Source organism: Mycobacterium sp. Root265 (assembly GCF_001428895.1).
Classification (GTDB): domain Bacteria; phylum Actinomycetota; class Actinomycetes; order Mycobacteriales; family Mycobacteriaceae; genus Mycobacterium.
The window spans coordinates 16,030-30,820 of the sequence record NZ_LMJA01000010.1 but is presented as its reverse complement, the minus strand read 5'-3'; the positions used below and the strand labels follow the sequence as shown (position 1 = coordinate 30,820).

Below are 14,791 nucleotides of genomic sequence, written 5' to 3'. Positions count from 1 at the left end.
GCTGATTCAGAACACGATAAATAAGGGGCTCTATCCACATGACTGAGTTGACCGCCGACGTACGCAACGGCATCGACTACAAGGTCGCTGACCTTTCGCTGGCCGAGTTCGGGCGCAAGGAAATCCGCCTCGCCGAGCACGAGATGCCCGGCCTGATGGCGCTGCGCCGCGAATACGCCGACGTGGCACCGCTCAAGGGTGCGCGCGTCTCCGGCTCGCTGCACATGACCATCCAGACCGCCGTGCTGATCGAGACGCTGGTCAGCCTGGGTGCCGAGGTGCGCTGGGCGTCCTGCAACATCTTCTCCACCCAGGACCACGCTGCCGCTGCCATCGTCGTCGGCCCGCACGGAACGCCGGAGGAGCCCAAGGGCATCCCGGTCTTCGCGTGGAAGGGCGAGACGCTGGAGGAATACTGGTGGGCGGCCGAGCAGATGCTCACCTGGCCCGGCGAGCCCGCGAACATGATCCTCGACGACGGTGGCGACGCCACCATGCTGGTGCTGCGCGGCGCCGAGTTCGAGAAGGCCGGTGTGGTTCCGCCCGAGGACGACGAGCACTCCGACGAATACAAGGTGTTCCTGAACCTGCTGCGCCGGTCCATCGAGGCCGACAAGACCAAGTGGACCAAGGTCGCGGCGTCGGTCAAGGGTGTCACCGAGGAAACCACCACCGGCGTGCTGCGCCTGTACCAGTTCGCGGCTGCCGGCGAGCTGTCGTTCCCGGCGATCAACGTCAACGACTCGGTCACCAAGAGCAAGTTCGACAACAAGTACGGCACCCGTCACTCGCTGATCGACGGCATCAACCGCGGCACCGACGTGCTGATCGGCGGCAAGGCCGCGCTGGTCTGTGGCTACGGTGACGTCGGCAAGGGCTGCGCCGAAGCGCTCAAGGCGCAGGGCGCCCGCGTCGCGGTCACCGAGATCGACCCGATCAACGCGCTGCAGGCGCTCATGGATGGCTTCGAGGTCAAGACCGTCGAAGAGGCCATCGGCTGGGCCGACATCGTCATCACCGCCACCGGCAACCAGGGCATCATCACCCTCGAGCACATGCGGTCGATGAAGCACCAGGCCATCCTGGGCAACATCGGTCACTTCGACGACGAGATCGAGATGGCGCGCCTGGAGCGCGACAATGACATCCGCCGGATCAACATCAAGCCGCAGGTCGACGAGTTCATCTTCCCCGATGGCCACTCGATCATCGTGCTGTCCGAGGGCCGTCTGCTGAACCTGGGCAACGCGACCGGGCACCCGTCGTTCGTGATGAGCAACAGCTTCTCCAACCAGGTCATCGCCCAGATCGAGCTGTGGACCAAGAACGATGAGTACGACAACGAGGTCTACCGCCTGGCCAAGCACCTCGACGAGAAGGTCGCCAAGATCCACGTCGAAGCCCTCGGTGGTTCGCTGACCAAGCTCACCAAGGAGCAGGCCGAGTACATCGGCGTCGACGTCGACGGCCCGTACAAGCCGGAGCACTACCGCTACTAGTCCCTGTGCGGATTCTGCGCGGTATCGCCACGGCGGCCCTCTGTGCCGCCGTGGCGACCGGCTGTTCCACTCCGTCGCAGGAGGTGGCGGCTCCGCACGCGCCACCTCCGCCGACCGACGTCCATCGCGACATCCCAGGCCTGGCCAAGGTGTTTCCCGGTATCGGCGCGCCCGTATCGGTGGCCTGGCTGCAGTGGGGCGACCCGGCCGGGGGAGACGCCGACGCCGCGGTGCGCTGGACGGACGCCGTCGTGAAGCTCTCGCCGACCGTGGCCGATGCCATGGTGACCCAGTTCAAGCCGACCGACACCGGTCGCGCACCGAACGTTCAGGACGCACTTTCCGCCGAGGTGCCGCCCGGCCCGTTCCTCACCGGCGAACTCCTGGACTCCGGGTTCTCCTCCGATTCGACCAGCACGTACGCGTTCCTGGACCGAGCCGCGGCCACGCTCGTGCTGCAGGCGACCAGCCTCGGCTGACCCGCGCGCCGAACCCGCAGCTGTCTATCAGCGCTGGCCGGGCGGACGCGGAGCATGGAGGTCGAAACGCACCCCCACCATCCGGATCACGAAGCAGACCGTGGCGGCACTGAGTGCGGCAACGGTGCCGTGATGCCCCAGGCTGTGGCCTGCGGCGGCGCACCCCGCGCCGATCAGGGCCGGAATGGCGTAGAGCTCGCTGCGCAGGACGGTGGGAATCCGCCCGATCATCACGTCGCGGATGGTGCCGCCACCCACTGCGGTCACGGTGCCGACGATGATCGCTTGTGGGACACCGAAACCCAAGTCCAGTGCCTTATAGGCGGCCAGCACCGAGAATACGCTCAGCCCGATGGCGTCGAGCACCGTGATCGGTAGGGTCAGGCGGTCGAGTCTGCGGCTGAGTGCGAATGCGATCAGGCCACCGCTCGCCGCGACGGCCAGGTAGCGCCAGTCGACGAACGTCGCCGGCGGCAGTGCGCCGAGCAGGACATCGCGGATGGTCCCGCCGCCGAGCGCAGTGAACATGCCGAGCGTGATGACACCGAAGATGTCGAGCCGTTCGGCGCGTACCGCGGTGAGCGCGCCGTTGAGTGCGAACGCGAAGGTGCCGGCAAGGTCGAGCGCCAGCAGCAACGGCGTTTCGGTCGGCATGACACGAGGTATACCGCATCGGTGATGCCGTCAGCGCGCGCCACCGACGCCGTCCTGGGCGGTATGGATCAGGTCCGCGCCTGGCAGGAGGACCTGTACCGCCGACTGCACGAACATCCAGAGCTGTCGCATCAAGAGACCCGTACTGCCCACAGCGTCACCGAGCGGTTGCGCGCCTGCGGATATGAGGTGCACGACGGGATCGGCGGCACCGGTGTGGTGGGGATACTCCGCAACGGGCCCGGTCCCACCGTGCTGCTCCGTGCGGACATGGACGCGTTGCCGGTGCGCGAGGACACCGGTCTCGACTACGCCAGCACCGTCCTTGCCACCGACGGCGATGGCAACCAGGTTCCGGTGATGCACGCCTGCGGGCACGATGTGCACGTCACCGCTCTTCTCGGCGCGGCCCAGCTGCTCGCGGACGGTGCCGATCATTGGGCGGGCACAGTGGTGGCGCTGTTCCAGCCCGCCGAGGAAACTGCCGACGGTGCACGCGCCATGGTCGACGACGGCCTCGCCGCCCTGCTTCCCGCAGTGCACGTCGCGTTCGCTCAGCACGTCCTGCCACTGCCGGCGGGGTTGATCGGTACCCATGCAGGCCCATTCATGGCCGGCGCCGACAGCATCCGGGTGACCGTGCACGGCCGCGGCGGGCATGGGTCGATGCCGCAGGCCACGATCGATCCGGTGGTACTCGCGGCGATGATCATCGTGCGGCTGCAGACGGTCGTCTCCCGCGAGATCGCCCCCACTGAAACTGCCGTGCTCACCGTCGGAAGCGTGCAGGCCGGGAGCAAGAGCAATGTGATCCCGGACCGCGCGGTCCTCCTGCTCAACATCCGCACCTACAGCGAACAGACGCGGGCTGCGGTCATCGGGGCAATCCGCCGGATCGTCACCGCCGAATGTGCGGCCGCCGGGTCCCCGCGGGACCCTGAGTTCGAGATGTTCGATCGATTTCCGTTGACCGACAACGATGTTGAAACGACGGGGCGAGTGCGTGGAGCATTCGAGGCATTCTTCGGTGACCGGTGCCGGGAGCTGCCGCAAGGAGCGGGCAGCGAGGACTTCAGCGAGATCCCGTCGGCCCTGGGCGTGCCGTACTCGTACTGGGGTATCGGCGGTATCGACCCGGCGGCGTTCCGGCAGGCCCTCGAAGGCGGCCGGGTCAACGAGGACATTCCGGTCAACCACTCGCCGAGTTTCGCCCCGGCTGTGCAGCCCACCCTCGACACCGGCACCCAGGCGCTGGTGGTGGCTGCGCTGGCCTGGCTGGCGCCGTCCTGATCCAGGGCGAACTCCTTGCGGTGGGTTCCCGCCGAATCCGGCCCGCCGGGTGGGCGTTCCTGGACCGGGAGTCGGCAACGCTCGCGCCGGGGGCGACCAGCATCGACCGACCGGACCACACAACGAAGTCGGTAGCTCGGCGGTGCCGGGATCGGGGGAGCGACCACCGGCTGAGCAAATCCCGGCGGTATCGGCCCAGGTCGGCCACCAAACGCCGTTACATCTGCGCCCGTGAACGACATGTGATGAATCCGTAGCCATTCGGCTACCCGTTTGTTACTGTCCGGTAGTGATTCGGGCCGGGGCTGTGTTCGTCGTGGTGTCTTTGGGGTTTGTCATCAGTTGTCTCACAACTGGTTTGGCGCACGCCGACGACTGGTATCCGTACTACAACGAGGACGAGTACACCGCCTTCTACACACCACCGAATCCGTTGCCGGACGTCCCGCCCGGCGACCTCGTCCGCACCGAGCCGTCCCGGCTGGTGATCGAGCCGTCCGGTCAGGTCGGCAGGCTCAATGCCACTGGCACGCGCGTCATGTACCGCAGCACGGACGGCCGAGGCAATCCGAATGTGGTGACCGGCACCTACTTCGAGCCGTTCAACGCCTGGCCGGGACAGGGCCCGCGCCCGCTGATCGTGTTCGGTCCCGGAACGCAGGGGCAGGGCGACCAGTGCGCACCGTCGCGGCAGTTCAACCAGGGCATCCACTGGTCGCCATATTTGGACATCATGGTCAACTACGAGTCCGGGTTCGTGAACACCATGGTGAACCGCGGGTTTGCGGTCCTGATGACCGACTACGAGGGTCTGGGCACCATCGGTACGACGCATACCTACGTCAACCGGCTGTCCCAGGGACACGCCATGCTCGACGCGGCGCGAGCCGCCGGCAAGTTGCCGGGCACTTCGCTGACACCCGGTGGGCCCGTTGCCTTCTGGGGCTACTCGCAGGGCGGCGGCGCGGCAGCCTCGGCCGCCGAGTTGGCCGTCGCCTATGCCCCCGAACTCAACATCGTCGGCACCTACGCCGGTGCCCCGCCCGCCGACCTTGTCGACCTGATCCCGTACGCCGACGGCAGTGCGCTGGTCGGGGTGATCGGCTACGCGCTCAACAGCGTCATGCAGGGCTACCCGGAGGCCGCGCCCAAGATCCGGGCGCTGCTCACCCCGCGCGGGATGGACTTCGTCGACAAGACCAGGGATCAGTGTGTCGGGGAGACGGTCGCGAAGTTCATGTTCCGGCACCTGCAGCCCTACTTCAACCATCCCATCCCGGAGCTGTTGAACGACCCGCAGTTCCGCGGGATCTTCGATCTGCAAAAGCTCGGCACGCTGAAACCCAATGCCCCGGTGCTGCTCAACAGCAACCGCTATGACCCGCTGGTGCCCTACGCGCCGGTGGTGCAACTCGGCAAGGACTGGTGCGCCAAGGGCAGCGACATCGAGTTCCGCACCAACGAGGGTCCGCCGATCTTCAACAAGCTGGTGATCAACCACGCGCTGCCGATGGCGGTCGACGGTGAACCTGCCTTGCAGTGGGTCGCCGACCGGTTCAACGGGGTGCCGACGGCGCCGAACTGCGGGCAGTACTGACCCGCCCGAATTGGTGTGCTGCCCTTCCTTCCGGGTGACTTAGGCTGGGACATCGGGGGAGCCGTCGGTGCGGGACGAATACCCCTCGGACGGAGGGGGATCGGCAACGTGAGTGTGCCACCACAGGGCCCGCCACCCGGCTGGCCGCCGCAGGGCCCGCCTTACTGGGCTGCGCCAGTCCCGCCGCCTCCGTCCAACAACCGCGGTCTGCTCATCGTGCTGTCGGTGATCGTGTCGGTCTGCGTTGCCGGGTTCGCGGGTCTCATGATCGCCGCTGCCGACCGCGCCGAGGTCAGCGACGACGAGCGTGCTGCCAACGCACGGGTCGCACACAGCCCCACCGATTTCGAGATCGTCTGCCGCGCCGGCTCGGTGAGCAACGCCCGCTCCTTCGAGAGGCCGCACACCATCATGGCGTTCGCGGATGACGACGGTCTCGGCGCGTGGACCACGATCACCTTCACCGGTGACGCCCCGTTCCTCGTCGGCACCGATCTGACGAAGGTCGACACCGTCGCCTGTGTGTCGAGGAAGCCCGGTACCGAGGTCAAAGAGGGAACCTGCGATGTCGAATCCGGGGGCGAGCTGTATGAGGCCGGACGGTACTCCGTGGAGTACACCGTGGAACTGCGCCAGGCGCGCACGGGCGCGTTGGTCGAAAACCTCGGAACGGTTCCCGGGCCGTCGGATGACTGCCCGTACATCTCGTTCTTCGACCGCGAGTCACCGAAAATCTTCGGCTCGCCGGACAAGGCCGCGGTGGAAGCCAAACTGACGGAGTTCGTCGGTGAGTGATTCCGCACCCGGCGACGAGGACGCGATGCACACCCGGACATTGGCGCTCTACGGGCAGGGTCGTGTTGCCGAGGCGCTGATGCTGGCCTGGCAGACGGCCGCCGGCCATCCGAATTCGCCTCTGGCGCAGTACACCTACGCCAGCCTGCTGCGCGAATCCGGGCGCGATCGCGACGCGCTGGCGGTCGTCGACCAGACGCTGCGGCTCAGTCCGGCCTCGCCGGATGCGCTGGTGCTGCGCGGGGACCTGCAGCGTTCACTGTCGGGTGCCCGTGCGGCCGAGGCCGACTACCTGCAGGCGTTGCGCCTGCAACCCGATCATGCGCTGGCGGTGCACAACCTCGCGGTCGGCAGACTGCGGATGGGCACCACCACCAAGGCGGTGCGCGGGCTGCTGGATGCCACTCGACTGGACCCGACACTTGCGCCGCTGGCGCTGGGAAACATCGCGCTGGCGCTCACCCGCGTGCTGCGCTGGGCGACCGCGGCGGTGGTCCTGCTGGCCTCGGCGCTCATCGTGGTGGGTGCCCTGCGCGACGACGGTGTGTCGACCGCGCTGCCGCGGGTGGTCGCGGCCCTGCTCACGGTGCCGTTGCTCGTCGCCATCGCGTGGACCGTGCGCACCGTCCCGGGCCCCACGTTGCGGGCGGTGTTGGGCAGCGCGCGGCTGCTGGTGGTGCGGCTGCTGTTTCTGGGGGCGGCGGCGATCGTCGGTGTGGCCGTCGTCGCCGGGGCGACAGGCATCGCCGGTGTCGCGGGGCCGCTGCTGCTGTTCGCGGTGGTGGGCCTGACCGTGTTGGGCTGGATGACCGGGGCATAGGCTCCCAGCGTGCTGATGGTGATCGAAGGCCTGGACGGTGCGGGCAAGCGCACGCTGACCGAAGGGTTGCGCGCGGCGTTCGAAGCCGGGGGGAAGTCGGTCACCACACTGGCCTTCCCGCGCTACGGAGCCTCGGTGCACGCCGACCTGGCGGCCGAGGCGCTGCACGGCAAGCACGGCGATCTCACCGACTCGGTGTACGCGATGGCGGCGTTGTTCGCGCTGGACCGGGCCGGGGCCAAGGACGAGATCGAACGCTTGTCGGCCACCCACGACGTCGTGATCCTGGACCGCTACGTCGCCTCCAACGCTGCCTACAGCGCGGCGCGGCTGCATCAGGGCATCGACGGTGCGGTCGTGGACTGGGTGTACGGCCTGGAGTTCGACAGGTTCGCGCTGCCCAGGCCGGATTATCAACTGCTGCTCGATGTTTCGGTAGAGCTGGCCGACCGGCGGGCGCGGCAACGGGCCGAACAGGAAGCCGACCGGGCCCGCGATGCCTATGAACGTGACCGCGGTCTGCAGCAGCGCACCGCCGCGGCCTATGCCGGGCTGGCCGCCGCGAACTGGGCGGGGGAGTGGATTGTGGTGCCCCCGGACGCGGACCCGGTCGCGCTGGCCGCGAAGCTCTAGCCGAGGCACCCGCCGTCGCGCGATCCTCGACCGCATCGCCTGACATCGACCGATAAGCCCGCGAACCCCGCGTGGCACCCGGGTTTTATCGCCTTGTGGTGACACCATGGTCACCATGAGGCAACGGATCCTGGTCGTCGATGACGACCCCTCGCTGGCTGAGATGCTCACCATCGTGCTTCGTGGGGAGGGTTTCGACACCGCTGTCATCGGAGACGGCAGCCAGGCGCTGACCGCCGTCCGTGAATTGCGGCCCGATCTCGTGCTGCTCGACCTGATGCTGCCGGGCATGAACGGTATCGACGTCTGCCGCGTGCTGCGCGCCGACTCCGGCGTGCCGATCGTGATGCTGACCGCCAAGACCGACACCGTCGATGTGGTGCTGGGCCTGGAGTCCGGTGCCGACGACTACGTGATGAAGCCGTTCAAGCCGAAGGAACTGGTGGCCCGGGTGCGGGCCCGGTTGCGGCGCAACGACGACGAGCCCGCCGAGATGCTGTCCATCCACGACATCGAAATCGACGTGCCCGCGCACAAGGTCACCCGCGCCGGTGAGCAGATCTCGCTGACACCGCTGGAGTTCGACCTGCTGGTGGCACTGGCGCGCAAACCGCGCCAGGTGTTCACTCGTGATGTGCTGCTCGAGCAGGTGTGGGGCTACCGACATCCGGCGGACACCCGGTTGGTGAACGTGCATGTCCAGCGGCTCCGGGCCAAGGTCGAGACCGACCCGGAGAACCCGCAGGTGGTACTGACCGTTCGAGGAGTGGGATACAAGGCCGGACCTCCGTGATCGGTGGGCCCGCGGCTGGGCGGCGCTCGTGATCTGGGGTACGCGACGTCGGGTCCGCAGCCGTTTCCGCGGACCGTCCCCGATGCTGCGCGGGCTGGGCGCGGTGGGCCGCGCGGTCAGCTATGCCTGGCGCCGGTCCCTGCAACTGCGGGTGGTCTCCCTGACTCTGGGACTGTCGCTCGCCGTCATCATGGTGCTCGGCTTCGTACTGACCAGCCAGATCACCGACCGCATCCTGGAAGTCAAGGTGCGCGCCGCCACCGAGGAGATCGAACGCGCCCGTGACACCGTCGGCGGCATCGTCGGCGGCGAGGAGACCCGCTCGCTGGACAGCAGCCTGCAGCTGGCCCGCAACACCCTCATCGATCGCAAGGCCGATGCCGGACCAGGGCTGGCCGGCGCCTACGACGCGGTGCTCGTCGTGCCCGGCGACGGCCCCCGCGCGGCGACCGCCGCGGGCCCGGTGCAGCAGGTGCCCGATGCACTGCGCGATTTCGTGCAGGCCGGTCAGGTCAGCTACCAGTACGCGACCGTGCACACCGACGGGTTCTCCGGGCCGGCGCTGATCGTCGGGAGCCCCAGCACCTCGTCGGTCACCAATCTTGAGCTGTACCTGATCTTCCCGTTGAACAACGAGGAATCCACCATCGCCCTGGTGCGCGGCACCATGGCCACCGGCGGCATCGTGCTGCTCGGGCTGCTGGCGGCGATCGCGCTGTTGGTGGCCCGCCAGATCGTGCTGCCGGTGCGCTCGGCATCCAGGATCGCCGAGCGCTTCGCCGAGGGGCATCTGACCGAACGCATGCCGGTGCGCGGCGAGGACGACATGGCGCGGCTGGCGGTCTCCTTCAACGATATGGCCGAGAGCCTGTCCCGCCAGATCACCCAGCTCGAGGAGTTCGGAAACCTGCAGCGCCGCTTCACCTCCGACGTGAGCCATGAACTGCGCACCCCGCTGACGACGGTGCGGATGGCGGCCGACCTGATCCACGACCACAGCGACGATCTGGATCCGGCGTTGCGCCGCTCGACCGAACTGATGGTCAACGAGCTCGACCGCTTCGAGACCCTGCTGGCCGACCTGCTGGAGATCTCCCGCCACGACGCCGGTGTCGCCGAACTCGCGGTGGAGGCGGTCGATCTGCGCTCCACCGTGCAGAGCGCGCTGGACAACGTCGGTCACCTCGCGGCCGACGCCGGTGTGCAGCTCGATGTCGACATGCCGAGCGACGGGGTGATTGCCGAGGTCGATCCGCGCCGGGTGGAACGCATCCTGCGCAACCTGATCGCCAATGCCATCGACCATGCCGAGCGCAAATCGGTGGAGATCCGGATGGCCGCCGACGAGGACACCGTCGCCGTCACGGTTCGCGACCACGGTGTGGGGCTGCGTCCCGGTGAGGAGAAGCTGGTGTTCAGCCGGTTCTGGCGCTCCGATCCGTCGCGGGTGCGCCGCTCCGGCGGCACCGGGCTCGGGCTGGCCATCAGCATCGAGGACGCCCGGCTGCACCAGGGCCGCCTGGAGGCGTGGGGTGAGCCCGGCAAGGGCGCCTGCTTCCGGCTGACCCTGCCGCTGGTTCGCGGCCACAAGGTCACCACGAGTCCGTTGCCGCTCAAGCCGCCCGGGATCTCGGGCGGATCCACCGGACCGCAGGCGCGGGTCAAGGATCCCGCGCTCCGGCGCGACCGCGAGTCGGAGGGCGTATGACACGCGCCCTGAGAGTTCTCTGTCTGGCCGTGGCCACCGTGCTCGCCGTGACGACCGCCGGTTGTGCCGGGGTGCCGAGTTCCTCGGCGCCGCAAGCGCTCGGGACCGTCGAACGGCCCGCGCCACCGAGCCTGCCCACGCCGACACCGGGCATGGAACCCGATGTGCTGCTGCGCGAATTCCTCAAGGCCACCGCCGATCCCGCCAACCGGCACCTGGCCGCCCGGCAGTTCCTCACCGAATCCGCTTCGCGCGGTTGGGACGACGCCGGCAGTGCGCTGCTGATCGACCGGGTCGTCTTCACCGAGACGCGCCGGCCCGACCTGGTCACGGTGAGCATGCAGGCCGATATCCTCGGCTCACTGTCCGAGCTCGGAGTGTTCGAGACGGCCGAAGGGGCACTGCCGGACCCGGGCCCGATCGAACTGGTCAAGACCCCGGGGGGCTGGCGCATCGACCGGCTGCCCAACGGGGTCTTCCTGGACTGGCAGCAGTTTCAGCAGACCTATAAGCGCAACACCCTGTACTTCACCGACCCCACCGGCAACACCGTGGTGCCGGACCCGCGCTACGTCGCGGTCTCCGATTCCGATCAGCTGGCCACCGAGCTGATGAGCAAGCTGATCGCCGGACCGCGACCGGAGATGGCGCGCACCGTGCGCAACCTGCTGGCCGCACCGCTGCGGCTGCGCGGCCCGGTGACCCGCGCCGACGGCAGCAAGACCGGGGTGGGCCGCGGCTACGGCGGGGCCCGCATCGAGCTGGAGAACCTGTCGACCACCGACCCGCACACCCGGCAACTGCTTGCCGCGCAGATCATCTGGACCCTGTCGCGGGCCGGGATCAACGGCCCGTACGTCATCAATGTGGACGGCGCGGCGCTGGACGACCGCTTCGCCGAGGGTTGGGACACCGCCGACGTGGCGGCCAGCGATCCCGGTGCCGCCGACGGCGCCGGCGCGGGCCTGCACGCCCTGGTGGGTGGATCGCTGGTGTCGCTGGACGGTCAGCGCGCGCCCCGGGTGCCGGGCCCGTTCGGGCAGATGCCCGACCAGGTGTCGGCGGCGCTGTCGCGGTCCGGGCAGGAAGTGGCCTCGGTGATGGTGCTGCGGCCCGGTGCGCCGGACATGGCCTCCTCGTTGTGGATCGGCCCGATCGGGGGCGCCGCCGGCCAGGCACTCGACGGCCGCACCCTGACCCGGCCCAGCTGGTCGCTCGATGACGCCATCTGGATCGTGGTCGACGGCGTCAACGTGGTCCGGGTGCTGCAGGACGCCTCGGGGCAACCCGCGCGCATTCCGGTGGACTCGACCGCGCTGTCGGCCAAGTTCCCCGGCGCCATGACCGAACTGCAGCTCTCGCGCGACGGCACCCGGGCGGCGATGGTGATCGACGGGCGGGTGATCCTGGCGAGCGTCGAGCAGACACCAGGCGGCGGGTACGCGCTGACCTACCCGCGCCGGCTCGGCTTCGGGCTGGGGGACACCGCGGTGTCACTGTCCTGGCGCACCGGCGACGATATCGTGGTCACCCGCACCGACGGCGCCCATCCGGTGTCCTACGTCAACCTCGACGGCGTGAACTCCGACGGACCCAGCGGCAACCTGGCGGGCCCGGTGACGGTGGTGGCGGCGAACCCGTCGACGGTGTACGTCGCCGACCGGCGCGGGGTGCTGCAGCTGTCCGGTTCGGCCGCCGACGATGACCTCACCTGGTCGGAGGTGCGCCCGTTGATGATCGCGGGTGCGTTGCCGGTGCTACCGGGTTGATCCTGGGGCGAGCGAAGCGACGGGGAAGATTTCTGGGGCGAGCGAAGCGACGGGGAAGATTTCTGGGGCGCTAACGCTGTGCGGCGCGCTGCTTTTCGACGAACCCGATCGACATGCGCTGTAACAACCCCGGTGCGTACCGGGCGAACCGCCACGCCATCCGGGCCTGCCGGGGCCAGACCAGCAACGCCTTGTTGCGTTCGATAGCGCGCAGGGTGTCGGCGGCCAGGTCGTCGGCGGAGGCGAACGTGGTGCTGCGCTGGCCCATCCGGTAGAAATCGCGGCCGACGAACCCGCCGACCGCGCCCTTGTCCAGGATGGGCGTCTCGACCGCGGTCGGGCAGATGGCCAGCACTCCGACCCCGTGGCCGGCGGCCTCTGAGCGCAGCGCCAGGGACAGCCCGACGACGGCGTGCTTGCTCATCACATAACTGGTGATCTGGCCGGCGGCGGCCAGCCCGGCCATCGACGCGGTGTTCACGATGTGGCCGTGGCGCTGTTTCACCATCACCGGGTAGGCGGCGGCCACCCCGTGCACCACCCCGCGGATGTTGACGTCGATGATCGCGTTCCACTGATCGAGGGTCAGCAGTTCGGTGTCACCGCCCCAGGTGATGCCGGCGTTGTTGAACAGCAGGTCGATCCGCCCGGCACGGTCGACGACCTCGGTGACACAGTCGGCGACCGCGGCCGCATCGGCGACGTCGAGCCGGCGCCACCGGGCGCCGAGCGGTTCGGCGGTGCGCGCCGCCGCGGCGTCGTCGATGTCGGTGCACACCACCTCGGCGCCCGCCGCGGTCAGGGCGCGGCACAGCGCGGCGCCGATCCCGGATCCTGCGCCGGTCACGATGGCCTGCTTGCCGTTGAACATGCCGAAATGCTATCGGTAACGGCAACGGTGGCCGTCGATTGTCGGCGAAACTCGCGTACCCGTCGTTCGCGCGGCGGTTTCACGACGGGTACGCGAGTTTCGCCAAGGTGGGCGGCCGGATCTGTCGGACCTCCGGTCGAAACTGGGCGCATGCTGCTGGACCTGATCCTGCCGCTGGAGTGCGGCGGCTGCGGTGCGCCCTCGACGCGGTGGTGTCCGGCCTGCGCGGGGACGCTGGTCGCGGGCGCGGCCGAGCCACGCCTGGTGACACCGCGCCTGGACCCCGGGGTGCCGGTGCTGTCGCTGGGCCGGTACGCCGCCGCGCGCCGGCAGGCGATCGTCGCGGTCAAGGAACACGGCCGGGCCGACCTGATCACGCCACTGGCCGGCGCCCTGCACACCGGCCTGGCCCGACTGCTGGACTGGGGACTGCTCGGCGCACCGCTGACGGTGGTGCCCGCCCCGACCCGGCGGATGGCCGCGCGCCGACGCGGCGGTGACCCGGTGACCCGGATGGCACTCGCGGCGACCGCGGATCTCCCCGGCATCACGGTGGTGCGTGCACTGCGGCTGACCGGTTTCGCCCGGGACTCCGTGGGGCTGTCCAGCGCGGACCGGCAACGCAATCTGGCCGGGCGGGTGCGGCTGACACGGCCGGTCACCGGACCGGCGGTCGTGGTCGACGACGTCGTCACCACCGGCGCGACCGCCTGTGAGTCGGTGCGTGCCCTGCAAACAGCGGGTGTGGACGTGCACGCGGTGCTGGCGCTGACCGATGCATGAAACGGCCGGGAAATCAGCCTGCTCTATTGCTGGCAGATGAAGACTTCAAAACAGGTCTGCGAAATTGGTGGCACAGTCAGGTGAACACGGACTACCGTCGGGTCCAACAACCCGTGTTTCTCACGGCGGCACCCGGTACGGGCGCCCGTGCGATACCGGGACTGCCTAGTGCGGTTGGAGGTGATTACTCGACACCTGACGCCGGCGGGCGCAGCGACATGCAACGTCCCGACGGCGTATTTGTGACGATCCGGGCACGTGATGCGCGTGCGACTTCCGACAGAAACGAGTTGTCAAGCATGTCAACGAATTCCGTGGAAACCAACAGCTCCACCATGGTCCTCGACGACCACGACCGATCGACCGATGCGCCGGTGCTCAACGCCGACGTCGTCGTCAAGGGACGCAACGTCGAGGTTCCCGACCACTTCCGGGTCTATGTCTCGGAGAAGTTGTCGCGGCTGGAGCGTTTCGACAGAACCATCTACCTGTTCGACGTCGAACTCGATCATGAGAAGAACCGGCGCCAGCGCAAGAACTGTCAACACGTCGAGATCACCGCACGCGGGCGCGGCCCGGTGGTGCGTGGCGAGGCGTGCGCAGACAGCTTCTACGCGGCCCTGGAGTCGGCGGCAAGCAAACTCGAAGCACGACTGCGCCGCAGCAAGGATCGTCGCAAGATCCACTACGGGGACAAGACACCCGTCTCGGTACACGAGGCCACCGCGGAGCTGGCAGCAGTCGACGAACCCGCACCACACGACCCGTTCGCCGTCGAACCCGCCCACGAACCCGGGCGCATCGTGCGCACCAAGGACCATGAAGCCACGCCCATGAGCATCGACGACGCTCTCTACGAGATGGAACTTGTCGGGCACGACTTCTTCCTGTTCCACGACAAGGAAACCGACCGGCCGTCGGTGGTCTACCGCCGGCACGCCTACGACTACGGACTCATCCGGCTGGCCTGAGCCGCCGCCCATGCACGAGCCCTCGGCTGCGAAGCCGGGGGCTCGTCGCATGTCCTGGCGCGCCCGCAGCAGACTTTCAGGCAGCGATTTCGGCGGGTCGCCTACGATGGATTAGCGGCAGGTAGGTGT

At 68.6% G+C, this 14,791-nt stretch carries 14 protein-coding genes; 12 read left to right on the top strand and 2 right to left on the bottom strand.

The window, feature by feature from the left end:
- Positions 1 to 38 precede the first annotated feature (38 nt).
- Positions 39 to 1,499, top strand: a complete 1,461-nt coding sequence (gene ahcY / locus ASE48_RS11325; RefSeq protein WP_057167185.1) for an adenosylhomocysteinase — start codon at positions 39 to 41, stop codon at positions 1,497 to 1,499.
- A gap of 5 nt (positions 1,500 to 1,504) precedes the next feature.
- Positions 1,505 to 1,978: a hypothetical protein gene (locus ASE48_RS11320; protein ID WP_057167184.1), complete on the top strand. Its 474-nt coding sequence runs from the start codon at positions 1,505 to 1,507 to the stop codon at positions 1,976 to 1,978.
- Between the two features lie 27 nt (positions 1,979 to 2,005).
- Here ASE48_RS11320 and ASE48_RS11315 read toward each other — a convergent pair whose 3' ends face one another.
- Complete coding sequence (locus ASE48_RS11315) at positions 2,006 to 2,632, bottom strand: trimeric intracellular cation channel family protein (RefSeq protein WP_057167183.1); 627 nt, start codon at positions 2,630 to 2,632, stop codon at positions 2,006 to 2,008.
- A 24-nt stretch (positions 2,633 to 2,656) separates the two neighbouring features.
- Here ASE48_RS11315 and ASE48_RS11310 point away from each other — a divergent pair, with 24 nt between their 5' ends.
- The 8 genes from ASE48_RS11310 to lpqB all read left to right on the top strand — a co-directional run bounded on the left by ASE48_RS11310 (position 2,657) and on the right by lpqB (position 12,037).
- Positions 2,657 to 3,922, top strand: coding sequence for an amidohydrolase (locus ASE48_RS11310; RefSeq protein ID WP_057167182.1), 1,266 nt, complete (start codon positions 2,657 to 2,659; stop codon positions 3,920 to 3,922).
- A 289-nt stretch (positions 3,923 to 4,211) separates the two neighbouring features.
- Positions 4,212 to 5,519 carry a lipase family protein gene (locus ASE48_RS11305; RefSeq protein WP_057167181.1) on the top strand — a complete coding sequence of 436 codons (1,308 nt, stop codon included), beginning with the start codon at positions 4,212 to 4,214 and terminating at the stop codon, positions 5,517 to 5,519.
- A gap of 108 nt (positions 5,520 to 5,627) precedes the next feature.
- Complete coding sequence (locus tag ASE48_RS11300) at positions 5,628 to 6,314, top strand: hypothetical protein (protein WP_156409154.1); 687 nt, start codon at positions 5,628 to 5,630, stop codon at positions 6,312 to 6,314.
- Positions 6,307 to 7,134 carry a hypothetical protein gene (locus tag ASE48_RS11295; protein WP_057167179.1) on the top strand — a complete coding sequence of 276 codons (828 nt, stop codon included), beginning with the start codon at positions 6,307 to 6,309 and terminating at the stop codon, positions 7,132 to 7,134. The genes ASE48_RS11300 and ASE48_RS11295 overlap by 8 nt, the downstream gene beginning before the upstream one ends.
- Before the next feature lie 9 nt (positions 7,135 to 7,143).
- A complete protein-coding gene (locus ASE48_RS11290; RefSeq protein WP_057167178.1) occupies positions 7,144 to 7,767 on the top strand; it encodes a dTMP kinase in 624 nt (207 codons plus the stop codon).
- Between the two features lie 106 nt (positions 7,768 to 7,873).
- The gene (mtrA, locus tag ASE48_RS11285) at positions 7,874 to 8,560 is read left to right on the top strand and encodes a two-component system response regulator MtrA (RefSeq protein ID WP_057167177.1); all 687 of its coding nucleotides are present in this window, start codon (positions 7,874 to 7,876) and stop codon (positions 8,558 to 8,560) included.
- Between the two features lie 28 nt (positions 8,561 to 8,588).
- Positions 8,589 to 10,268: an MtrAB system histidine kinase MtrB gene (gene mtrB, locus ASE48_RS11280; protein ID WP_057167176.1), complete on the top strand. Its 1,680-nt coding sequence runs from the start codon at positions 8,589 to 8,591 to the stop codon at positions 10,266 to 10,268.
- Entirely contained in the window at positions 10,265 to 12,037 is a 1,773-nt protein-coding gene (lpqB, locus tag ASE48_RS11275; protein WP_057167175.1) for an MtrAB system accessory lipoprotein LpqB, read from the top strand. Before mtrB ends, lpqB begins: the two co-directional genes overlap by 4 nt.
- A 70-nt stretch (positions 12,038 to 12,107) precedes the next feature.
- On the opposite strand, the gene ASE48_RS11270 is transcribed toward lpqB, so the two are convergent.
- Positions 12,108 to 12,908 (bottom strand): SDR family NAD(P)-dependent oxidoreductase, encoded by an 801-nt coding sequence (locus tag ASE48_RS11270; protein ID WP_057167174.1) that lies wholly within the window; start codon positions 12,906 to 12,908, stop codon positions 12,108 to 12,110.
- A 153-nt stretch (positions 12,909 to 13,061) separates the two neighbouring features.
- Between ASE48_RS11270 and ASE48_RS11265 the strand changes: the two genes are divergently transcribed.
- Both ASE48_RS11265 and hpf read left to right on the top strand, forming a co-directional pair.
- A complete protein-coding gene (locus ASE48_RS11265) occupies positions 13,062 to 13,691 on the top strand; it encodes a ComF family protein (protein ID WP_057167255.1) in 630 nt (209 codons plus the stop codon).
- A 335-nt stretch (positions 13,692 to 14,026) separates the two neighbouring features.
- A complete protein-coding gene (gene hpf / locus ASE48_RS11260; protein ID WP_200962132.1) occupies positions 14,027 to 14,662 on the top strand; it encodes a ribosome hibernation-promoting factor, HPF/YfiA family in 636 nt (211 codons plus the stop codon).
- Positions 14,663 to 14,791: the final 129 nt, after the last annotated feature.